This window comes from Ewingella sp. C233 (assembly GCF_055407225.1).
The window spans coordinates 257,948-278,360 of the sequence record NZ_JBUZRI010000002.1; the positions used below are offsets into that span (position 1 = coordinate 257,948).

19 protein-coding genes are annotated in these 20,413 nt (G+C 52.7%); 7 read left to right on the forward strand and 12 right to left on the reverse strand.

The annotated features are described in order from the left end of the window. Positions 1 to 144: 144 nt before the first annotated feature. Positions 145 to 1,011 (forward strand): SMP-30/gluconolactonase/LRE family protein, encoded by an 867-nt coding sequence (locus ACZRKO_RS13450; protein ID WP_463737763.1) that lies wholly within the window; start codon positions 145 to 147, stop codon positions 1,009 to 1,011. Positions 1,012 to 1,026: 15 nt separating this feature from the next. Here ACZRKO_RS13450 and ACZRKO_RS13455 read toward each other — a convergent pair whose 3' ends face one another. Continuing rightward, complete coding sequence (locus tag ACZRKO_RS13455) at positions 1,027 to 2,040, reverse strand: LacI family DNA-binding transcriptional regulator (RefSeq protein WP_463737764.1); 1,014 nt, start codon at positions 2,038 to 2,040, stop codon at positions 1,027 to 1,029. A 224-nt stretch (positions 2,041 to 2,264) separates the two neighbouring features. Here ACZRKO_RS13455 and ACZRKO_RS13460 point away from each other — a divergent pair, with 224 nt between their 5' ends. The 5 genes from ACZRKO_RS13460 to ACZRKO_RS13480 are packed head-to-tail and all read left to right on the forward strand — an operon-like array spanning position 2,265 to position 6,591. After that, a complete protein-coding gene (locus ACZRKO_RS13460; RefSeq protein WP_463737765.1) occupies positions 2,265 to 4,025 on the forward strand; it encodes a class I mannose-6-phosphate isomerase in 1,761 nt (586 codons plus the stop codon). A 2-nt stretch (positions 4,026 to 4,027) separates the two neighbouring features. Beyond that, complete coding sequence (locus ACZRKO_RS13465) at positions 4,028 to 4,456, forward strand: PTS sugar transporter subunit IIA (protein WP_463737766.1); 429 nt, start codon at positions 4,028 to 4,030, stop codon at positions 4,454 to 4,456. 9 nt (positions 4,457 to 4,465) lie between these two features. After that, complete coding sequence (locus ACZRKO_RS13470) at positions 4,466 to 4,960, forward strand: PTS sugar transporter subunit IIB (RefSeq protein ID WP_463737767.1); 495 nt, start codon at positions 4,466 to 4,468, stop codon at positions 4,958 to 4,960. 12 nt (positions 4,961 to 4,972) lie between these two features. After that, positions 4,973 to 5,770 carry a PTS mannose/fructose/sorbose/N-acetylgalactosamine transporter subunit IIC gene (locus tag ACZRKO_RS13475; protein ID WP_463737768.1) on the forward strand — a complete coding sequence of 266 codons (798 nt, stop codon included), beginning with the start codon at positions 4,973 to 4,975 and terminating at the stop codon, positions 5,768 to 5,770. Then, positions 5,770 to 6,591: a PTS system mannose/fructose/sorbose family transporter subunit IID gene (locus ACZRKO_RS13480; RefSeq protein WP_463737769.1), complete on the forward strand. Its 822-nt coding sequence runs from the start codon at positions 5,770 to 5,772 to the stop codon at positions 6,589 to 6,591. The genes ACZRKO_RS13475 and ACZRKO_RS13480 overlap by 1 nt, the downstream gene beginning before the upstream one ends. Before the next feature lie 75 nt (positions 6,592 to 6,666). On the opposite strand, the gene ACZRKO_RS13485 is transcribed toward ACZRKO_RS13480, so the two are convergent. The 7 genes from ACZRKO_RS13485 to ribF form a co-directional block, all read right to left on the reverse strand. Continuing rightward, positions 6,667 to 7,395: a glucose-6-phosphate isomerase family protein gene (locus ACZRKO_RS13485; RefSeq protein WP_463738099.1), complete on the reverse strand. Its 729-nt coding sequence runs from the start codon at positions 7,393 to 7,395 to the stop codon at positions 6,667 to 6,669. 49 nt (positions 7,396 to 7,444) lie between these two features. After that, the gene (locus ACZRKO_RS13490; RefSeq protein WP_463737770.1) at positions 7,445 to 8,008 is read right to left on the reverse strand and encodes a glucose-6-phosphate isomerase family protein; all 564 of its coding nucleotides are present in this window, start codon (positions 8,006 to 8,008) and stop codon (positions 7,445 to 7,447) included. Between the two features lie 136 nt (positions 8,009 to 8,144). After that, positions 8,145 to 9,098: a 4-hydroxy-3-methylbut-2-enyl diphosphate reductase gene (ispH, locus tag ACZRKO_RS13495; protein ID WP_463737771.1), complete on the reverse strand. Its 954-nt coding sequence runs from the start codon at positions 9,096 to 9,098 to the stop codon at positions 8,145 to 8,147. Then, on the reverse strand, positions 9,079 to 9,549 hold the full coding sequence (gene fkpB, locus ACZRKO_RS13500; RefSeq protein ID WP_463737772.1) for an FKBP-type peptidyl-prolyl cis-trans isomerase: 471 nt from the start codon (positions 9,547 to 9,549) through the stop codon (positions 9,079 to 9,081). Before fkpB ends, ispH begins: the two co-directional genes overlap by 20 nt. A 7-nt stretch (positions 9,550 to 9,556) precedes the next feature. Then, the gene (gene lspA / locus ACZRKO_RS13505) at positions 9,557 to 10,063 is read right to left on the reverse strand and encodes a signal peptidase II (protein WP_463737773.1); all 507 of its coding nucleotides are present in this window, start codon (positions 10,061 to 10,063) and stop codon (positions 9,557 to 9,559) included. Beyond that, a complete protein-coding gene (gene ileS / locus ACZRKO_RS13510) occupies positions 10,063 to 12,879 on the reverse strand; it encodes an isoleucine--tRNA ligase (protein ID WP_463737774.1) in 2,817 nt (938 codons plus the stop codon). Before ileS ends, lspA begins: the two co-directional genes overlap by 1 nt. A gap of 72 nt (positions 12,880 to 12,951) precedes the next feature. Continuing rightward, positions 12,952 to 13,887 (reverse strand): bifunctional riboflavin kinase/FAD synthetase, encoded by a 936-nt coding sequence (gene ribF / locus ACZRKO_RS13515; protein WP_463737775.1) that lies wholly within the window; start codon positions 13,885 to 13,887, stop codon positions 12,952 to 12,954. 449 nt (positions 13,888 to 14,336) lie between these two features. Between ribF and rpsT the strand changes: the two genes are divergently transcribed. Continuing rightward, positions 14,337 to 14,600, forward strand: a complete 264-nt coding sequence (gene rpsT / locus ACZRKO_RS13520; RefSeq protein WP_463737776.1) for a 30S ribosomal protein S20 — start codon at positions 14,337 to 14,339, stop codon at positions 14,598 to 14,600. A 79-nt stretch (positions 14,601 to 14,679) separates the two neighbouring features. Here rpsT and nhaR read toward each other — a convergent pair whose 3' ends face one another. The 4 genes from nhaR to dnaK form a co-directional block, all read right to left on the reverse strand. Beyond that, complete coding sequence (gene nhaR / locus ACZRKO_RS13525; RefSeq protein ID WP_463737777.1) at positions 14,680 to 15,570, reverse strand: transcriptional activator NhaR; 891 nt, start codon at positions 15,568 to 15,570, stop codon at positions 14,680 to 14,682. 51 nt (positions 15,571 to 15,621) lie between these two features. Further along, positions 15,622 to 16,803 carry a Na+/H+ antiporter NhaA gene (gene nhaA / locus ACZRKO_RS13530; RefSeq protein WP_463737778.1) on the reverse strand — a complete coding sequence of 394 codons (1,182 nt, stop codon included), beginning with the start codon at positions 16,801 to 16,803 and terminating at the stop codon, positions 15,622 to 15,624. A 243-nt stretch (positions 16,804 to 17,046) separates the two neighbouring features. Continuing rightward, the gene (dnaJ, locus tag ACZRKO_RS13535) at positions 17,047 to 18,183 is read right to left on the reverse strand and encodes a molecular chaperone DnaJ (protein WP_463737779.1); all 1,137 of its coding nucleotides are present in this window, start codon (positions 18,181 to 18,183) and stop codon (positions 17,047 to 17,049) included. 100 nt (positions 18,184 to 18,283) lie between these two features. After that, positions 18,284 to 20,185 (reverse strand): molecular chaperone DnaK, encoded by a 1,902-nt coding sequence (gene dnaK, locus ACZRKO_RS13540; protein ID WP_463737780.1) that lies wholly within the window; start codon positions 20,183 to 20,185, stop codon positions 18,284 to 18,286. Positions 20,186 to 20,413 lie beyond the last annotated feature (228 nt).

Genomic DNA, 20,413 nt, shown 5'->3' on the forward strand with positions numbered 1-20,413 from the left:
GGCCGTTTTCTGTGCATTTTTATAGAAAGCGGCCTTTTTTTAGCATTATTTTTACATCCATTCTCCTATCCTCTCCGACTAAAGCCAGACTAGACTGACTATCAGCAACTGATTCAGCGTTAACCGCTTGCAGGAGAACTACGCATGTCCGCATTTTTACGTTCTGCTTTCACCGCCATTGATGATTATCGTGCAGATTTAGGTGAAACCCCGGTCTGGTGCCAGCGCACGCAGTCGTTGCTGTGGGTCGATATTCTTAATATGAAATTACTGCGCTACTGGCCCTCTCAGCAGAAAACCGAAACGCGTAAACTGCCGACCCTCACCAGTGCTGTGCTGCTGACAGAATCGATGAACCGTTTTTTGCTGGTCTCACAGGACGGGTTACATCTTTACGATTACGCCTTCAGCAAAACAGAAAAACTGTGTGATTACGTCGGTGCAGACGGCACCCGTCCCAATGAAGCCGCCATCGCGCCGGACGGTTCGCTGTGGTTTGGTACGATGGACCTCAAAGAAGCGCAGACGATCGGCGCGTGGTATCGCTATGAAATGGGCGATGAAAAACCTGTGCTGATGATGGATAACATTGGGATCACCAATACTCTGGCGTGGCACGAAGGGAAGGTCTGGTTTGCTGACAGCATGAAGAAACGTTTTTATTCGGCGAATGCACGGCGCATCAATCCGCTGAAGATCTCCTGCTTTTCTTCCGGAAATAAAACACCTGACGGTTCAGCCGTCTCTCAGGACGGTTTTCTGATCACCGCCTGCTGGGGTGGAAACTGTTTATTGCGCCAGCAAATCAATCAGGGGGAGTTGCTGACGCTCGATACCCTTCCTGTTCCGGTGACGCAACCCAGCTGCTGCACGTTCGGCGGCCCTGATATGAGTGAACTGTTTATCACTTCAGCCCGCAAAGGCCTGACGTCACCCGGCGAATTAGACGGAGCCGTGCTGCATGTCCAGACCGCTACCGTCGGCACTCCGCAGAATCTGTTCCGCCTGTAAATGGCCTTTAGGTCACTATAGCCGCGCTGCCCCGCAGGATTCCCGGATCACCAGCGAGGGCGGCAATATGATCCGTTTTGGTGGTTCATCATTTCCCTGAATCCGGCTAAACAGTAACTCACCGGCCTTGCGCCCAATTTCACGCGCAGCGACGGAAACCGTCGTCAGGGCAGGCTGTACCAGCGAGGCTTCCGAAATATCGTCAAAACCCACCAATGCAAAATCCCGCCCAATCACTTTGTCTTTTTGCCGCAACGCGAGCATCACGCCTAACGCCACAATGTCCTGATAGCACACTGCAGCGGTGATCTGCGGAAAGGCGGCGAGTAATTCATTGCACGCGTGAGCTCCGGAGCTTTGCGTGGCTTCACAACTGACAATCCATTCGCTGCGCACAGGGATATGATTTTCCAGCAATTTACTGCTGTACCCGCCGAGGCGCTGCGCGCGCGTGGATGACCCCTCATGCCCGCCGATAAACGCAATGTGGCGATGCCCCTGATTGAGCAGATGTTGGGTCGCGAGCTGAATACCCAGAAAGTTATCGGTGCCGACATAATCAAACCCGCTGTCAGCCGGAGGGCGGACTGCCATGATCACCGGGATCTGCCGGCGCTTAAGGCTTTCATAAAACAGCGCAGGCGTTTGCTTGGCCGCGCACATCACCATGCCGCTGGCGCTGTTTTGCATAAGGGAATCCACAAAGCGTTGCTGCCGCTCCGCCGACTCTGCCGTATTCGCCAGAAACAGCATCATCTGATGGCGTTCCATCTCATCACTTAGCCCGGCGGTCATCTCGGCATAGAAAGGGTTGGTGATGTCATGCAACAGCAATCCCACTTGATTACTGCTGCGGTTACGCAGGTTGGCTGCCGTCTGGTTGTAGACGTACCCCAGTTGCTCAAGCGCTGCCAGCACGCGTTTACGGGTCGGCTCCGAGATGCGCCCCTGGTTGCGTAATACCAGTGATACCGTTGCAGTCGATACATGAGCGTGGGCGGCGACATCCGCCAGAGTAATGGTAGCCATCAGATTCTCCAGAGTCATTCGCTTCAAGATAAATCGATTAACCAGAAATTGTGTAAAAATCCACTTATTTTCGTGAGCGCACTCACATCAGGGCACGTATATAGCCGTTTTTATCCTCTTTTATGAAGTTAATCGCATTAAGCAGTCTGGTGCAATTTACGGTTAATCGATTAATCTTTGTGTCAGAAATGATGAAAAATACAACACCAAAGGGAAAGCAGGCCATGTCATTACCAACACGTTCCACCTCGTACGATAAATCCCCAGAGATTTGCGTTAAAGGTTATGACCATGCTGCATGGCAAGGCTGGGAGGCAATCTGCTGCACGCTTTTGCAGCAGATTGCCAACCGCTCACCGGCCAGCACGGTACTGGTGATCGACTGCTATCCGGGGGTCGATCTGGCGGAGTTACGTCATGAGCTGATTGAAAAACTCCCAGCCTCTCTGCTGGTCGACGCATCACAGGCGAAGCGGTCTGAAACTGATGTACACGCACTGATCCAACGCAACCTGACCGACGATCGCGTCTTTGGCGTGATGTCCTGCCATCAGCTGAACGAGTTTTTCCATGAGGAAAAAATCCGTACGTTGCAGGCACAAATCCGCGCTGCAGAAGGCCTAACGGTGGTATTTGGCCCCGGTGCAGCGCTCATCACACGCGGTGACATTCTGGTATATGCCGATATGGCTCGCTGGCAGATACAGCAGCGCTTCCGCCGCGGCGAGCTGGGTAACTGGGGAGTGGATAACGTCAGTGAAGATCTGCTCCGCCGCTACAAACGCGCCTTTTTCGTCGAGTGGCGGGTGTTTGATCGACACAAAACACCGCTGCTGAAATGTGCCGATTTCATTCTCGACACAAACCAGTCACAGCATCCTGTACTGATCACCGGCGGGGCTTTTCACGCCGGATTGCAACAGGCTACGACCCAACCTTTTCGCGTGGTGCCGTTTTTCGACCCCGGCGTATGGGGCGGCCAGTGGATGAAACACCGCTTTGATCTCGACCCGGAAGCCCCGAACTACGCATGGTGTTTTGATTGCGTGCCCGAGGAAAACAGCCTGCTAATGCGGTTCGGCAACGTTCGGGTTGAGATCCCCTCTCAGGACTTAGTCCTGCTCTACCCTCAGCCTCTGTTAGGCGAAAAAGTTCACGCCCGCTTTGGCGCTGAATTCCCGATTCGCTTTGATTTTCTCGATACCATTGGCGGTCAGAATCTCAGCTGTCAGGTTCACCCGCTGACCGAATATATTCAGCAAACCTTCGGGATGCACTACACCCAGGATGAGAGCTATTACATTCTCGCCGCCGAGCCCGATGCACAGGTTTATCTGGGCACCCGGACAGGGATTCAACCTCAGGAGATGATGCAGGATTTAGCCGCCGCTCAGCGCGGTGAAAAAGCCTTTGATGATGAGAAATTTATCAACCGCTTCCCTGCCAAAACACACGATCACTTTCTCATCCCAGCAGGAACCATTCACTGTTCGGGTTCAGGCACCATGGTGCTGGAGATCAGCGCCACACCTTATATCTTCACCTTCAAGCTATGGGACTGGGGCCGTCTGGGCCTCGATGGCCTCCCCCGCCCGGTGCATCTTGAGCATGGCGAACAGGTTATTGACTGGGCTCGGGATACTGAGTGGGTAGAGTCACATCTGATTAACCGAGTTGAGCCTCTGTGCGGCGGCGATGGCTGGCGTGAAGAGCGCACAGGCTTACATGAACGTGAGTTTATTGAGACCCGCCGCCATTGGTTCAGTCAGGCCGTTGACCATGATACTGAAGGACGGGTGAATGTGCTCAATCTGGTTGAGGGTGAAGAGGCCGTCGTAGAGAGTCCTGATAACCGCTTTGCCCCGTTCACGGTGCATTACGCGGAAACCTTTATTGTTCCCGCCGCCGTGGGGAAATACCGCATTCGTCCCGTTAACGGGCAAGGTAAAACATTGGCCACGCTCAAAGCCTGGGTAAGGGGTTAACCATGATTCATATTCTGTTAGCCACCCACGGGAAGTTCGCCGAAGGGCTGCTGGACAGCGCGCAAATGGTCTATGGCAAGCTGGCTCAAACCACGTTTGTCAGCCTGCGTGATGAAGACGGTATTGACGCATTCAGGCTGGAGTTCGCTCTGGAAATCAAAAAGCAGAGCGCGTCTGCCGACGGTATTCTGGTGCTGTGCGACATGCAGTCCGGCACGCCATTTAATATCGCCTGTTGCCATTCATTCTCTGCCGATGCTCTGAAACCCGTCGCCGTGATTTGCGGCGTCAACTTCCCCATGTTGCTGATGAGCATGGATTTTCTGGATGAAACCGATGTGCATTTCGTCGCCCAAACGCTGATCGCACAAGCGGCAGAATCCATGATCTATGCCCGGCCGCCACAGGCAAAACCTGACGAAGAATTTTAAGGAGTCATCATGGCACTATCCTTTGTACGCATTGACGATCGGGTTATTCATGGGCAGTTGGTCACGCGCTGGGCCAAAGAGTTGCCCTGCGACGGCATCGTGGCTATTGATGATGATGTCGCCGCCGATCCCCTGCTCTCTTCGGTGATGAAAGGCGCGGTTTCTGACACTAAAGTTTGGCTTTTTGACGTAGCAACAGCGATCACCAAATTGCCCAAGGTGATCGCGAGCGAAAAGCGCTATTTCGTCATAGGAAAATCGCCTGTGACCTTACGGCGTCTGATTGAGGCGGGAATCGACCTCACCAATCTCAATCAAAAAATCAACGTAGGACCAATGAGTTCACGCAGTCATACCGTGGTGATTGGCCCTAATCAGTCGGTGAACGCAGAAGAAATTGATGCCTTTAATTTTCTCAGCAATCTCGGATATCGGATTGAATTTCGGTTAGTGCCGGATGGCAGCTTTTATCAGTGGCAAGATGCTCAAAAAAAACTCAATTAAAAGAGGCAACTTATGTGGTTTGAAGCAACGCTTATCGGGATACTTTGTTATCTCGGCGCACTCAGCACCCCCTGGTTACTGGGGCTGACCGGCGGCTGGTACACCATAACCCGTCCGTTAGTTTCGGGCATGTTAGTGGGGTTTATTCTCGGGGATGTCACGACCGGCATCATCATCGGCGTTGCCGTGCAGGCCGTGTATATCGCCATGGTGACACCCGGCGGCTCTATGCCTTCGGATCTCAACTTCGTCGCATTTCCCGCCATTGCGCTGGGAATTTTATCCGGAAAAGGGACCGACGTCGCCGTTGCGCTGGCGGCCACCATCGGCATAGCGGGCACGATTTTATTCAACGTTATGATGGTGCTGAACTCGTACTGGAACCACCGCGCTGATGTCTCTTTAGAAAAAGGCGATGAACGCGGCGTCTACTTCAACAGCGCTATTGGCCCGCAAATTACTAACTTCCTGCTGAGATTTATCCCTACATTTATCGCCGTGTTTTTCGGCGCGCAGTACATCAGCGCCTTCATGGATAGCCTGCCTGAAATCATTATCAAGACCATGAGCGTGGTCGGCGGCATTTTGCCTGCGGTAGGTATTGCGATTCTGCTCAAGCAGATCATCAAAAGCTATACGCTGTGGATCTACTTTTTGGTCGGTTTTATCTGCATCGTCTTTTTGCATCTGAACATGGTGGCACTGGTTATCGTCGGTGCGCTGCTCTCTTTGATTCACTACAACTACAAGCCTGAGCCGGTCAGCGCATCTGCTTCACCGACGCCCACTGATGACGAGGATGAATTCTGATGAATACCACACCGGTTTCACTCGATAAGAAAGATCTGCGCCGTTGTTGGCGGGCATGGATGATGTACAACCTTTCCTCGATGAGTTTTGAGCGTCTGGAGTCCTTCGGTTTTTGTCTCGGGATGATGCCCGCCATCAAAAAGCTGTACAGCGATCCTAAACAACGCATTGAAGCCATGCGCCGCCACGCTTCCTTTTACAATACCGAGCCACAAATCGGCGCTATCGTAAACGGGATGGCCGTCGGGCTTGAGGAGAAAAAGGCGAATGGCGAACCTATCGATGGTGAAGCGATTAACACGCTGAAAGTGGGGCTGATGGGGCCCATCGCCGGGATTGGGGACTCGATGATCCCAGGCATGCTTATCCCTATTTTACTCAGTATCGGGATGGCGCTGGCGGCGGGAGGCAGTATTATCGGGCCGCTGTTTTACATCATTTCCTTTAACGCCATTATGATCTGCGGCTCTTACTGGCTGTTCATGAAAGGCTACCGCATGGGATCGGGGTCTGTCGAAGTGCTGGTGAGCAGCAAATCGACCAAGCTGCGCGAGGCGCTTTCACTACTGGGCGTATTTGTGATGGGCGGCGTGGCGGCGAGTTATGTAAAACTCGGGACCGGGTTAGAGTTCGTCACTAAAGATGGCGTGAATATCCACGTTCAGCAGATGCTCGACGGAATCTTCCCTCAGCTCATGCCTTTATTAGTCGTGATTGGCGTTTGGTACTTTATGGCAAAGCGGGGCTTGTCGCCGGTAAAAGCGATGGTCAGTCTGCTGGTGCTGGCGGCGCTTGGCGTGGCCTCCGGGGTATTGGGTTAGGTTCAAGTCAGCGCTGGTCAGAATGCAAAATGGGCGGCTCAATCAGTCGCCCATTTTGATGGTGATGCCACAGGGCTAAGGCACAAAATTCACCCATTTATCGGCCACACTGCCGGGGTCAGAAATAAACTGTAAGCGCGCGGGATCCTCTTCAAACTGGCGATACAAAGGCTCCGCGGTAATACCAAATTCAACATAGTGTCTTGGCTGCGTTGCATACAGCCGCGCCGGGGAGTAGTGAGCGTTTTGCTGCCACGTAATGTGGTCGCCTTGCAGTAACGGATACCAGGCCAGCCCTTTCCGCTCGCGCACCGCGTCGTATTCGAATCCGTATTCACGATCGCACCACGCGGCAAAGGTCAGCGGGGTATGAGGGTCAGCAGAAATAGTGGCATGCGCCCAGCCCGGTGGAACCAGAACTTTGTCACCCGGCCCGGCGTGGATCGCAAAGCATCGGCCGGGATCCTGTTCAACGTATTCCTGCATATAAATCACTGCCTTGCCTTGCCAGATTTCATACAGTTCCGGCGGCGACCAGCCGCTGTGCTGGCTGATACGATGAACGTGCCCCTGGCTGCGTACCGGCTCATCCCCCAGACGCCCCGACGCATAGGTCACCACGCCAAACAGCAACATACGGGTTTGAAGCACCTGATGGTGAATATGGCGGGCGACGTCCATGGCAATCGCATAGACCTGTTCCGGCCCGTCACACTGAGGATCGCGCAGCGATGGACGTATTTGATCCAGCGTGCGGATCTCCGGAACCGGCCCGGTCACGTCCTGATGGTAAACAAATCCCATCGGCTGGCGGGTAATGCTCAATGGCAGCCCAAAATCACGCACGGAGGAATCAGACACGCGCAGCCTCCAGAGAGACTTTGCCTTCGCGATCATAAACGCGCAGGCTGAAGCCATCAGGTTGTAGAACCTCGTAATCATGCCCCGCTACGACCGGCCATACGGCTAAAGCAGAGAGAATTTCAGCACCGGTATTCACCAGACGGTGAGCGGTATAAGAAGGGATATGGTGAACGCTGCCGGCGAAAACCTGTTCGGCATACGCGGGACCGTTCTCAGGCTGTAGCAACAAGATGCCATGACCGCGCAGACCGAAATAGAATTCAGCCTGCTCACGACGCTGATGAAAATGCCCGCGCGTCATAAAAAACTCGTCACCCACTTTGCCCGGCATCAGATGCGTCGTGCCGCTATGCAACTCGCCCTCCTGCTGTGGTGACACCAGCATTTCAACCTGATACACCTTGAGGTCATCAGGTAAAGCCTGACGTGCGGACTCATCACGAAATACGCCGGAAAGATCGCTGATGCAGGTTGATTTACGCTGGACATTCGGCGCATCGAAGCACCCGGTCAGCAGGTCAACCTGCGGGGGTACGCAAGGATTAATACTCATCTGTAGACTCCGCCCAAGGAAAAACAGACCCGTTCAGTATAGGCGGTTAATCGATTAATCTCTACGCGTTAAGATCAAAAATGGGATGCCGGTTAAGGACATCCCATTGAATAAAACAGACACGGCTGAGAAACGACTAATCGATCTGTTTGATGTCTACCCGCAGCTCTTTCGGCACTTCGAACACGATATTTTCCTCGCGTCCTTCCATGTTAATCACCTCAGCGCAGCCAAAGGCTTTCAGCTTATTGATCACGTCCTGCACCAGAATATCCGGAGCGGAAGCGCCAGCGGTTAAACCAATGCGTTTCGCATCTTTAAGCCAGGCTTCCTGAATATCAGCTGCCGAGTCAATCAGATAGGAAGGCACGCCAACCCGTTGCGCCAGTTCAGCCAGCCGGTTGGAATTCGAGGAGTTTTTCGAGCCAACCACCAGCACGATATCAGCATCATCGGCCAGATTACGTACCGCTTCCTGACGGTTAGTCGTCGCGTAACAGATGTCATCTTTGCGCGGGCCGATAATCTTTGGAAAACGATCGCGCAGCGCATCGATCACCTCAGAAGTATCATCGACAGACAGCGTCGTCTGGGTCATAAAGCACAGGTTATTTTCATCCTTAACCTGCAATTTATACACATCCGCAGGCGACTCAACCAGGTACATACCTCCTTGCGGATTGCTGTACTGGCCCATCGTCCCTTCCACTTCCGGATGCCCAGCATGACCAATCAGAATCGCTTCTGTGCCCTTACGGCTGGCACGCGCCACCTCCATATGGACTTTGGTCACCAGCGGACACGTCGCGTCAAATAACATCGTCAGGTCACGCGCTTTGGCTTCTGCACGCACCGCCTGAGAAACACCGTGTGCGGAGAAAATCAGGATCGAACCATCAGGCACTTCATTGATTTGCTCGATAAAAATCGCACCGCGCTGACGCAAGCTGTCCACCACGTAGCGGTTATGTACCACTTCGTGACGTACATAGATCGGTGCGCCGTAAAGTTCGAGCGCCCGTTCGACAATGCTGATCGCACGATCGACGCCTGCACAGAATCCTCGCGGATTAGCCAGCAGTATTTGCATGCTTCTCCTCCCGTTGTGGATCGATCTCCAGCACTTCGATATCAAAATCGATATGCTGGCCCGCCAGCGGATGGTTGAAATCAACGGTGATCGAATCTTCAGTCACGTCACGGACCACACCGGGCATTTCGCTGCCGTCACGGGTGGTAAATAACATGATAGTACCGGCATCGGGGATGCCGGTTTCCTGAAAATCACGACGGGAAAAATACTGCACCAAATCCGGGCTTTTCGAACCGAAAGCCGATTCAGGTGCCAGAGTAAAGGCGTGCTTATCACCCACCTTCAGCCCCAACAGCTCGTTTTCCAGCGCGTCAGACAGGCTGCTATCGCCAAGACGAAACAGCGCAGGTTTGCCGTTGGCACGGGTAGACTCAGCCGTTGAGCCATCTTCTAGCTTCAACGTAAAGTGCACCAATACCGCGCTGTCGTGTTTCACCTGTTCAGACATGGTTCTCTTATCCTTTACTTTTCGCAGCTGTATTCGGTTTGGCTAAGAAGCCTTCCAATACCACCAATACCGCGCCGACACAGATAAAGCTGTCGGCCAGATTGAAGATCGGGTAATGCCAGTCATTGACGTAAAAATCGATAAAGTCGATGACAAAACCGTGCACCATGCGATCAAACAGATTGCCAAGCGCACCGCCGATAATCATGGCGAAAGCGATATTGGTCAAACGCTGCTTGCCACTGTTGCGATACATCAGCACCAGCAGGATCACGACGATCACCAGGGCAATCAAGGCAAAGAACCAACGCTGCCAGCCGCCTTTGTCCGCCAGAAAACTGAACGCTGCGCCAGGGTTATGCGCATAGGTCAGATTAAAGAACGGAATCAGCGGCATGGATTCGCCGAGTTGAAAATGGCCCATCACCAGGAATTTGCTGCCAAGGTCCAGGATAACAACCACTACCGCCAGCCAAAGCCAGCGGATTCCGGTGGAACAGAGAGGTTTAGTCATTATGCAAACTTGCGCTCTTCGCCGTCGCCGGCAATGTTAGTCACACAACGGCCACAGATTTCGCTGTGTTCCGCGTTCTGGCCGACGTCAGTGGTGTAATGCCAGCAGCGCGGACATTTATCACCTTCGGCTTTTTCCAAACCAATCTTCAGACCTTTAAGCAATTCGCTGGCCTGTGCAGTGTCATCTGCTTCGGCCAGTGACGCCACGCGGGCACCGGACGTCAGCAGAACAAAGCGCAGTTCGTTGCCAAGAGATAGCAGATCAGCCGCGAGAGCGTCATCAGCAAACAGCGTCACGGAGGCTTCAAGCGACCCACCCAGACGTTTATCTGCACGTGCCTGTTCGATCACTTTGTTCACTTCGCCGCGCACTTTCAGCAGCTCATCCCAGAAAACATCGTTCATCGATTCATCAGCCGCCAGACCAAATAGGCCGTCGTACCACTCTTCGGTGAAGACAAACTTCTCGCGCGAACCCGGCAGGAACGCCCAGATCTCGTCCGCAGTAAAGGACATGATCGGTGCCATCCAGCGTACCAGCGCTTCAGAAATATGGTAAAGCGCGGTCTGACAGCTGCGGCGGGCGACGCTGTCGCTTTTCGCGGTGTACTGACGGTCTTTAATGATATCGAGATAGAACGAGCCCATTTCAACCGAACAGAACTGCATCAGACGCTGTACCACACCGTGGAAATCATAACGCTCGTAAGCGGCAATGATCTCTTCCTGTGCAGCCTGCGCACGGCCAACGGCCCAGCGATCCAACACCACCATCTCTTCCGGTTTTACACAATGCAATGCCGGGTCGAAACCATTGAGGTTCGACAGCAGGAAGCGCGCGGTATTACGGATACGGCGGTATGAATCGGCCGCACGTTTGAGGATCTCATCTGACACGGCGATTTCGCCGGTATAGTCCGTTGAAGCTACCCACAGACGCAGAATGTCGCCACCGAGTTTGTTCATCACGTCCTGAGGCGCAATGGTATTGCCGATAGATTTAGACATTTTGCGGCCCTGACCATCGACGGTGAAACCGTGAGTCAGAACCTGTTTGTATGGCGCTTTGCCTTTCATGGCGGTCGAGATCATCAGAGATGACATGAACCAGCCGCGATGCTGGTCAGAGCCTTCCAGATACAGATCGGCGTCATGACCGTTAAATTCAGGACGCACACCCACTACCGATGAGCTGGTTGAACCTGAGTCAAACCAGACGTCCAGCGTGTCAGGCACTTTTACGTAATCCGCAGCGTCAGCGCCCAGGATATCGGCAGGGTTTAAGTCCCACCACGCCTGAATGCCATCAACTTCTACACGTTTGGCAACCTCTTCCATCAGCTCAAGCGTACGCGGGTGCAGCTGCTCTGTGTCTTTGTGAACGAACAGCGACATCGGCACGCCCCAGGTACGCTGACGGGAAATACACCAGTCGGGACGGTTCGCGACCATGTTTTCGATACGTGCCTGGCCCCACTCGGGGATCCACTGCACGCCTTTGATCTCTTCGAGCGATTTCGCACGCAGGCCTTTCTGATCCATGCTGACAAACCACTGCGGCGTAGCGCGGAAGATGATCGGCGTTTTATGACGCCAGCAGCACGGATAGCTGTGAGTGATTTTCTCAACGTGCAGCAAAGCGCCTTTTTCACGCAGCAGGTCGACAATCAGATCATTCGCTTTAAAGACGAATTTGCCGTCCAGCGTCGGGTAAGTACCCGGCAGGTAGCAGCCGTTCGGCCCAACTGGGTTAGCGACTTCAAGACCGTATTTCTGGCCGATAACGAAGTCATCCGGGCCGTGACCCGGCGCGGTATGAACGGCACCGGTACCGGCATCAAGCGTTACGTGGTCGCCAAGAATGGCCGGCACGTCAAAGCCAAGGAACGGGTGATTGAAGCGCAGCAGCTCAAGATCGGCTCCTTTGCATTCGCCCAACACTTTCCACTGTGCAATAGCGGCACGTTTCATCACGCTTTCAACCAGATCGGTTGCCAGGATCAGACACTGGCCGTCGATCTGCACCAGCTGATAAGAGAACTCAGCGTTCAGGGAGATCGCACGGTTAGCTGGCATAGTCCACGGCGTCGTGGTCCAGATAACCAGAGAAACCGGGCCTTCGAACGCGCTGGCACCAAACTTCGCTGCCACTCCCGCAGGGTCTACCGCATGAAAGGTGACGTCGATGGATGGCGACGTTTTGTCGTAATATTCGACTTCAGCTTCGGCCAGAGATGAACCGCAATCGGTACACCAGTGCACAGGTTTAGCACCTTTATGCAGATGACCGTTGCCAATGATTTTACCGAGCGCACGGATAATGTTGGCTTCAGTCTTGAAGTCCATAGTCAGGTACGGGTGATCCCAGTCGCCCAACACCCCAAGGCGGATAAAGTCTTGTTTCTGGCCTTCAACCTGCTCAGCGGCGTATTTACGGCAAGCTGCGCGGAATTCCGACGCCGTGACTTTCTCGCCCGGCTTACCGATCAGCTGTTCAACTTTCAGTTCAATCGGCAGACCATGACAATCCCAGCCCGGGATATAAGGCGAGTCAAAACCGGCCATGCCTTTGGACTTAATAATAATGTCTTTGAGAATTTTGTTAACTGAGTGACCAATATGAATGCTGCCGTTCGCATACGGAGGGCCGTCATGCAAAATAAAGGATTTCTTACCCTTTTTGGCTGCTCGAATAATCCCGTACAGATCCTGCTCATACCAGTTCTTCAGCATGTCAGGTTCACGCTTGGCCAAATCGCCACGCATCGGGAACCCTGTTTCCGGCAAGTTCAGGGTGTTCTTATAGTCACTCATTAGATTCTCGGTTCCGTTTTTTTGGCTGGATACCAGGCTCGTGGTTTGCACCCCTTTGCCTGTCATAAATAGTTAGCGTGGTAGTAACCCAAAGAATGTCCGGGCCGTCACCTCATCGCTCGCGATTTGTTGCTTTAACGCATCAAGCGAGGCAAACCGCTGTTCATTGCGCAATTTTGCGCGCAGCACCACGTCAATGTGGCGCCCATATAAATCCATTGTTGTGTCGAGCAGGTGGACTTCCAACTGCTTGCGGACACCGCCGACTGTCGGACGTATGCCAATGTTGGCAATTCCAGGCAGAGGCCCTGCGCCCAAACCTAACACGTCCACAGCATAGACGCCCCTGACGGGTGAGACCACGCGCTTCAACGGCACGTTGGCCGTTGGGAAGCCGATGGTGCGGCCAAGCTTATCGCCGTGTACCACGCGTCCTGAAATACTGAACGGGTGGCCGAGCAGGTTTGCGGCCAGTTGCAGGTCGTCATCGCGTAAGGCATCGCGGATCGCCGTGCTGCTAATGCGATTCCCGCCATCACGAAATGTCTGAGTGCTGATGACGTCAAACCCATATTCGGCCCCGGCTTTTTGCAAAAGCGGGAAATCGCCCAGACGCCCTGCGCCAAAACGAAAATCATCACCGACGGTCAGAAACTTGACGCCCAGCTTTTCAACCAGCAATTGCGAGACAAAAGCCTGAGCACTGTTGGCGGCAAAGCGGGGATCGAAACGCACGCAGAGCAGATAATCCACGCCGCATTCCGCCAGATATTTGGCTTTATCCCGTAAACTGGTCAGCCGCGCAGGTGCTTTATCACCGGCAAACAGCTCCAGCGGTTGCGGTTCAAAAATCATCACCATAACCGGTAAGCTCAGCCTCTGCCCTTCCAGCTTGAGCTGTTCTATCAATGCCTGATGACCGCGATGTACGCCGTCAAAATTGCCAATAGTAAGAACACAGCCATGATGGCGTGCCCGAATATTGTGTATCCCGCGAATTAGCTCCATAGCTGGCTCAAATCCATAGCTGACGCATAACGGTGGAAATCGGCGGATTATACCTTGTACAGCCTTCAAGGTTAACCAGCGATTCACCGGATCACCGCATTCTCTTTGCCATACGGCAGATCTGGCGGCTCAAAGGGGAGCGTGCCGAGGAAAATATTTCATTCTTCTCAGGGAAAGCGTGACTTTTCGTCGAAACAAAGCCTTAATGCCCCCGTTGGCTGAATTACCACTCTCCTCTCGAATTTTCTTGCGAAAGGCTGTATTCCAAGGTGGGAAGCTGTTAAAATCCTGCGCCATCACAACGTAACAAGCGTCGCTTGAAGTTTGAACTCCGTTTAAACAGAGAAACGCCGCTTATTTGCACAAATCCGTTGACAAAAGAAGACCGAAAAGGCATATTCCTCGGCCTTTGAATTGTTCATCAATAGAAAAATATTTGGGAGTTGGCCTTGGCTAATATCAAATCAGCTAAGAAACGCGCCGTACAGTCAGAAAAACGTCGTCAGCATAACGCGAGCCGCCGTTCAATGATGCGTACCTTTATCAAGAAGGTACACACGGCTATTGCAGCAGGCGACAAAGCTGCTGCACAAAATGCATTTAACGAAATGCAACCAATTGTGGACCGTCAGTCTTGCAAAGGCCTGATCCACAAGAACAAAGCAGCTCGTCATAAGTCAAACCTTACGGCGGCAATCAACGCAATGCAATAATCGCATTACGTTGTCTGCTTGATAAAAAAACCGGCTTCTGCCGGTTTTTTTATGTCTGTAATTTGAATACTCCCGCCGGTCAGTTCCCGAACAGGACCGTGAAATCAGTGTGACAAACGCGCTGCACCGAGGGGTGCTGAATCATTCTCTCTGCAAAAATGACGTAATACTCCTCCATCAGCCCGTCTACCTGCCCGACCTCTACAATGCCTTCATCCAAAAACACTTCGGCGGAGTAGAATGAAGGGGCCACAAAAATAGCGTTATGGTTTCTCGCAAATGCTTTCATCAGCGCTGCATCATCAAACTCACCTAAAATCTGTACCTTCAGGCCCTGAATGTTGAACCAGTTGAGCAGCTTACGCCCCAACATAGAACGTCTGCCGGGGATCAGTAACGGACGCTTTTCAAGACAGGCCGGAAAAGCCTCCTCTCCCGCAGGTTCCCGGCAATAAAAACTAATAGGGCTTTCTCCCAGCTTCACTGAGAACAACCCTTCCTGCTGCGTGGAATCCACCGGGCAATCGGACAAAATCATATCCAGCTTATGCTGGCTGAGTTGTTCCAGCAGCATCTCATGCGTGGACTCAAAACAGCGCAGGTGAATGCTTTCATTATCCGCTACCGCGGCATCCAGCACCCGGCTGACCAGCCTTTTAGAGAGCGCATCCGCCACTCCCACATCAAACAGCAGGCTGGACTCCTTTCGGTAGTTAACAATGTCCAGCATCTCTTGGCTCATCGTGAACATTTTGTCAGCATAGCGGAATACCAGTTGCCCGAGTTCTGAAGGCACCAGCCCGCGACCCTGCCGCTTAAAAAGCTTACCTCCCATGCGGTCTTCTAGCGATTTTATCTGCCCGGTGATGGTTTGCGGCGTCAGAAATAATGCCTCTGCCGCCCCCACCACCGAACCGGTCTTACATACCTGCCAGAAATAATACAGATGATTAAAATTAATATGTGACATACCTGCCCCTCCCTGTCGCTCTACGCTCACACATGGCAGCGCGCCCTGTCTTTACTCACCCTGATGGCGCATTTTTTTCGGTAATAGCTTGTTAAGTAATACATAGCCGATGACCGCAGACAGCGTTGAACCCAGCAAAATGCCGATTTTCGCGTAGGTCATCAAAGCAGGATCGGCTTTCACAAATGCCAGTGAACCGATGAAAATCGACATCGTGAATCCGATACCACACAGCACTGATACTGCAGCAATCTGCTTAAAGTTAATGCCGTGCGGTAAACGTGCAATTCCCATTTTTACGGCAATGCCGCTAAAGAGCATGATTCCGATAGGCTTACCCAGCAGGAGACCGGCGGCAATACCCATCGGAAGCAGGGAGAATACGCCTTCTGCCGAGACCCCCTGCAGCGAGACGCCCGCGTTCGCAAAGGCAAACAGAGGCAGAATCAGCCAGGCAACATACGGGTGGATGCCATGTTCGAGCCTGCGGGCTGGCGACACTTTTTGTTTAGTGTTTAATGGGATAAAGAATCCGAGGATCACTCCGGCCAGCGTGGCATGAATACCGGACTTCAGCACACAGACCCACAACACCATACCCACCAGCAAATAAGGCGTTAATTTTCCTACACCACGCCAGTTCATCCATGCCAGAACCGCGATTGACAACGCAGCCAGACCCAATGCCATTATGGAGACATCATGGCTGTAGAACAGGGCGATGATCACAATAGCGCCCAGATCATCGATAATCGCCAACGCCAGTAAGAATACTTTCAGGCCAGTTGGAACACGTGAGCCAAGCAATGCCATAACGCCGAGTGCAAACGCAATATCCGTCGCTGCCGGGATGGCCCACCCCTGACGAACCACCTCGTCAGAACCGTTAAAGAGCAGGTAAATCAGCGCGGGTGCCACCATGCCGCCGATAGCTGCTATCGCAGGGAACAACGCCTGCTCGCGGTTTGCCAGCGCCCCTTCGCGGAGCTCGCGCTTCACTTCCAGACCGATCATCAAGAAGAAGACTGCCATTAACCCGTCGTTAATCCAGAGCAGCAAAGGCTTATCAATCAGCAGGTCTGAAATACGCAGCGTCACTGGCACATTTAAAAATGAGTGATACAGCGTCTGCAATGGCGTGTTTGCCATCACCAACGCCACGATAGCTGCAACGATCAGGACAATACCGCCTGCAGCCTCCATTCGTAAAAACTGACGGATAATATTCGACACTCTAACTCTCCTGTTAAGCATGATGGGCAGACTGTAGTCCGCACAGATGGCAACATGATACCGTTCATTATGATTCGGAAAAAATCGATTATTACTCTTTTATCATTCGGTTTTTACGAGCCATTCAAACCCTATCTTCTAACATGACCGTGATTGCCTGGCCGACAAAAACAAAAAATCCCCGTCGCTAAACAGCAGACGGGGATTGAAGAGCTTCGGCTTCTGCCTGAGGCAGTATGCCAATTAGCGGGTCAAATCATCGAAAAACTTTTTCACGCCATCTAAAAAGCTTTTAGAGCGCGGGCTGTTTTTCTCGCCTGACGCACCGCCAAAACTCTCTTCTAAATCACGCAGCAGCTGTTTTTGCTTTTCGTTGAGGCTGACTGGAGTCTCGACCACAACGCGGCAAAGCAGGTCACCCTGAGCGCCGCCGCGAACTGACTTAACGCCGCGTCCGCGCATACGGAACAGTTTGCCGGTCTGCGTTTCCGCAGGCACTTTCAGTTTGACGCGACCGTCAAGCGTTGGCACTTCAATTTCGCCACCGAGGGCTGCCATTGCAAAGTTGATAGGAACTTCGCAATAAAGATTATTGCCTTCACGCTCAAAGATTTTGTGCGCTTTGACCTGAACCTGAACGTACAGATCGCCCGCTGGTGCGCCATGTTCACCGGCCTCACCTTCGCCTTCAAGACGAATACGGTCGCCAGTATCAACGCCGGCAGGGATCTTCACTGACAGCGTTTTAGAACGTTCTACGCGACCATGACCGTGACATTTGTTGCACGGATCTTTGATAACTTTGCCGCGGCCCTGACAGGTAGGACACGCCTGCTGCACCGTAAAGAAGCCCTGACGCATCTGTACCTGGCCTGCGCCATGGCAGGTTGAACAGGTAACCGGCGAGCTTCCGGCTTTAGCACCGCTGCCGTGGCAAACATCACATTCGGCAAGCGTTGGAATGCGGATCTCTTTGGTGACACCACGAACGGCCTCTTCCAGAGTCAGATCCATATTGTAGCGCAGATCGGAACCCCGGCTGGCGCGCTGACGGCGGCCACCACCGAAGATGTCGCCAAAGACGTCACCAAAGATGTCGCTGAAATCTGCACCGCCGCCACCGCCATACCCACCACCGCCGCCCATCCCACCTTGTTCAAAAGCAGCATGACCGTATTGGTCGTAAGCGGCACGTTTCTGCGCATCGGTCAGAATTTCGTACGCTTCTTTGATCTCTTTAAATTTGGTTTCGGAGTCTTTATCACCCTGGTTACGGTCAGGGTGATGCTTCATCGCCAGGCGTTTATACGCCTTTTTGATTTCGCGCTCATCGGCCGTTTTAGAAACGCCCAGGAGCTCGTAATAATCTTGCTTCGCCATACTTTTTCCTGCCCTCAACATGCGTGCACGGGCGCAGAGTTTCCTCGACGCCCGTGCTGGTTTTCAGTAATAGACTCTTACTGTGCCCGCTTAAGGGCGATTATTTCTTGTCTTTAACTTCTTCGAATTCAGCGTCAACAACGTCGTCATCTTTCTTCGCGCTGTCGTCGCCGCCTTCAGTCTGGCCTTGCTGCTGAGCAATCTCGGCTAACTTACCGGACACCTGAACCAGGGCCTGAAGTTTCGCTTCGATCTCTGCTTTATCTTCGCCTTTAATCACTGCTTCCAGTGCTTTCAGAGCGTCGTCGATAGCAGTTTTGTCTTCAGCAGGCAGTTTATCGCCAGCTTCTTCTAACTGTTTACGCGTGCTGTGGACCAGATGATCCGCCTGGTTACGAGTCTGAACCAGCTCTTCGAACTTGCGATCCGACTCAGCATTGGCTTCTGCATCGTTTACCATTTTCTGGATCTCTTCTTCGGTCAGACCAGAAGAAGCTTTGATGGTAATTTTCTGCTCACGACCGGTGTTTTTGTCTTTAGCAGAAACGTGCAAGATACCATCAGCATCCAGGTCGAAGGTGACTTCGATCTGCGCCATACCGCGTGGTGCAGCCTGAATACCATCCAGGTTGAACTGACCCAGCGATTTGTTATCCACACAACGTTTACGCTCACCCTGCACAACGTGGATGGTTACCGCAGACTGGTTGTCTTCAGCGGTAGAGAACACCTGGCTGTGCTTAGTCGGGATGGTGGTGTTCTTGGTGATCAACGGAGTCATCACGCCGCCCATGGTTTCGATACCCAGAGACAGTGGAGTCACATCCAACAACAGAACATCTTTAACATCACCAGACAACACGCCGCCCTGAACCGCAGCACCGATAGCCACTGCTTCATCCGGGTTCACGTCTTTACGTGGTTCTTTACCAAAGAATTCAGCGACTTTCTTCTGAACCATTGGCATACGGGTCTGACCACCGACCAGGATCACGTCCTGAATATCGGACACAGACAGGCCAGCATCTTTCAGAGCCACTTTCAGCGGATCAATACAACGGTTAACCAAATCTTCAACCAGTGACTCAAGTTTTGCGCGAGTCACTTTGATGTTCATGTGTTTTGGACCTGTCGCATCAGCAGTGATGTACGGCAGGTTGACGTCAGTCTGCTGAGCAGAAGAGAGTTCGATTTTCGCTTTCTCTGCCGCTTCTTTCAGACGCTGCATCGCCAGCGGATCATTACGCAGATCCATACCCTGGTCTTTCTTGAACTCTTCAACCAGGTAGTTGATCAGGCGGCTGTCGAAGTCTTCACCACCGAGGTGAGTATCACCATTGGTTGCCAGAACTTCGAAGGTTTTTTCTCCATCAACTTCGTCAATTTCGATAATAGAGATATCGAAAGTACCACCACCGAGGTCGTATACCGCGATAGTGCGGTTGCCGACTTCACGATCCAGACCATAGGCCAGAGCTGCAGCGGTTGGTTCGTTGATGATACGTTTTACTTCCAGACCTGCGATACGGCCGGCGTCTTTGGTTGCCTGACGCTGAGCATCGTTGAAGTATGCAGGTACCGTGATAACCGCTTCAGTTACTGGTTCGCCCAGATAGTCTTCTGCCGTTTTCTTCATTTTCTTCAGCACTTCAGCAGAGATCTGCGGAGGAGCAATTTTCTGGCCCTTCACGTCGATCCATGCATCGCCGTTGTCAGCGCCCACGATCTGGTAAGGCATGATGCCTTTATCGCGCTGTACTTCTTCGTCCTGGAAGCGACGGCCAATCAGGCGCTTAATCGCAAACAGGGTGTTCTGCGGGTTGGTTACGGCCTGGCGTTTCGCCGGTGAACCTACCAAGATTTCGCCATCAGCTGCATAAGCAATGATGGAAGGAGTGGTGCGGTCGCCTTCGGCGTTCTCCAGCACACGTGCAGTAGTACCATCCATGATTGCTACACAAGAGTTGGTGGTACCCAGGTCGATCCCAATAATTCTACCCATTTCAAACGCCTCCACTAAAAATTCATAATCGGTCAGGTTGCTACTGTATATGCGGACGTTTTCTTTGATTTCAACTGTCCGATATCGCTGTTTTACCGGCGGTAACAACTGCGGTTGAGAATAAGATGGGGCCATGCGAGCCAGCATCAAGGGGTTCGATGAAAAAAAATCTTCAACTGCGGTTACGCCAGATCATTGTTTACTCGCCAACACCTCCTTATGATGCTG

What these genes read in the sequence shown, in the direction of transcription:
- ACZRKO_RS13450 (WP_463737763.1), top strand. Translation starts at nt 145, where the DNA reads ATGTCCGCATTTTTACGTTCTGCTTTCACCGCCATTGATGATTATCGT.
- ACZRKO_RS13455 (WP_463737764.1), bottom strand. Translation starts at nt 2,040, where the DNA reads ATGGCTACCATTACTCTGGCGGATGTCGCCGCCCACGCTCATGTATCG.
- ACZRKO_RS13460 (WP_463737765.1), top strand. Translation starts at nt 2,265, where the DNA reads ATGTCATTACCAACACGTTCCACCTCGTACGATAAATCCCCAGAGATT.
- ACZRKO_RS13465 (WP_463737766.1), top strand. Translation starts at nt 4,028, where the DNA reads ATGATTCATATTCTGTTAGCCACCCACGGGAAGTTCGCCGAAGGGCTG.
- ACZRKO_RS13470 (WP_463737767.1), top strand. Translation starts at nt 4,466, where the DNA reads ATGGCACTATCCTTTGTACGCATTGACGATCGGGTTATTCATGGGCAG.
- ACZRKO_RS13475 (WP_463737768.1), top strand. Translation starts at nt 4,973, where the DNA reads ATGTGGTTTGAAGCAACGCTTATCGGGATACTTTGTTATCTCGGCGCA.
- ACZRKO_RS13480 (WP_463737769.1), top strand. Translation starts at nt 5,770, where the DNA reads ATGAATACCACACCGGTTTCACTCGATAAGAAAGATCTGCGCCGTTGT.
- ACZRKO_RS13485 (WP_463738099.1), bottom strand. Translation starts at nt 7,395, where the DNA reads ATGGGATTTGTTTACCATCAGGACGTGACCGGGCCGGTTCCGGAGATC.
- ACZRKO_RS13490 (WP_463737770.1), bottom strand. Translation starts at nt 8,008, where the DNA reads ATGAGTATTAATCCTTGCGTACCCCCGCAGGTTGACCTGCTGACCGGG.
- ispH (WP_463737771.1), bottom strand. Translation starts at nt 9,098, where the DNA reads ATGCAAATACTGCTGGCTAATCCGCGAGGATTCTGTGCAGGCGTCGAT.
- fkpB (WP_463737772.1), bottom strand. Translation starts at nt 9,549, where the DNA reads ATGTCTGAACAGGTGAAACACGACAGCGCGGTATTGGTGCACTTTACG.
- lspA (WP_463737773.1), bottom strand. Translation starts at nt 10,063, where the DNA reads ATGACTAAACCTCTCTGTTCCACCGGAATCCGCTGGCTTTGGCTGGCG.
- ileS (WP_463737774.1), bottom strand. Translation starts at nt 12,879, where the DNA reads ATGAGTGACTATAAGAACACCCTGAACTTGCCGGAAACAGGGTTCCCG.
- ribF (WP_463737775.1), bottom strand. Translation starts at nt 13,887, where the DNA reads ATGGAGCTAATTCGCGGGATACACAATATTCGGGCACGCCATCATGGC.
- nhaR (WP_463737777.1), bottom strand. Translation starts at nt 15,570, where the DNA reads ATGTCACATATTAATTTTAATCATCTGTATTATTTCTGGCAGGTATGT.
- dnaJ (WP_463737779.1), bottom strand. Translation starts at nt 18,183, where the DNA reads ATGGCGAAGCAAGATTATTACGAGCTCCTGGGCGTTTCTAAAACGGCC.
- dnaK (WP_463737780.1), bottom strand. Translation starts at nt 20,185, where the DNA reads ATGGGTAGAATTATTGGGATCGACCTGGGTACCACCAACTCTTGTGTA.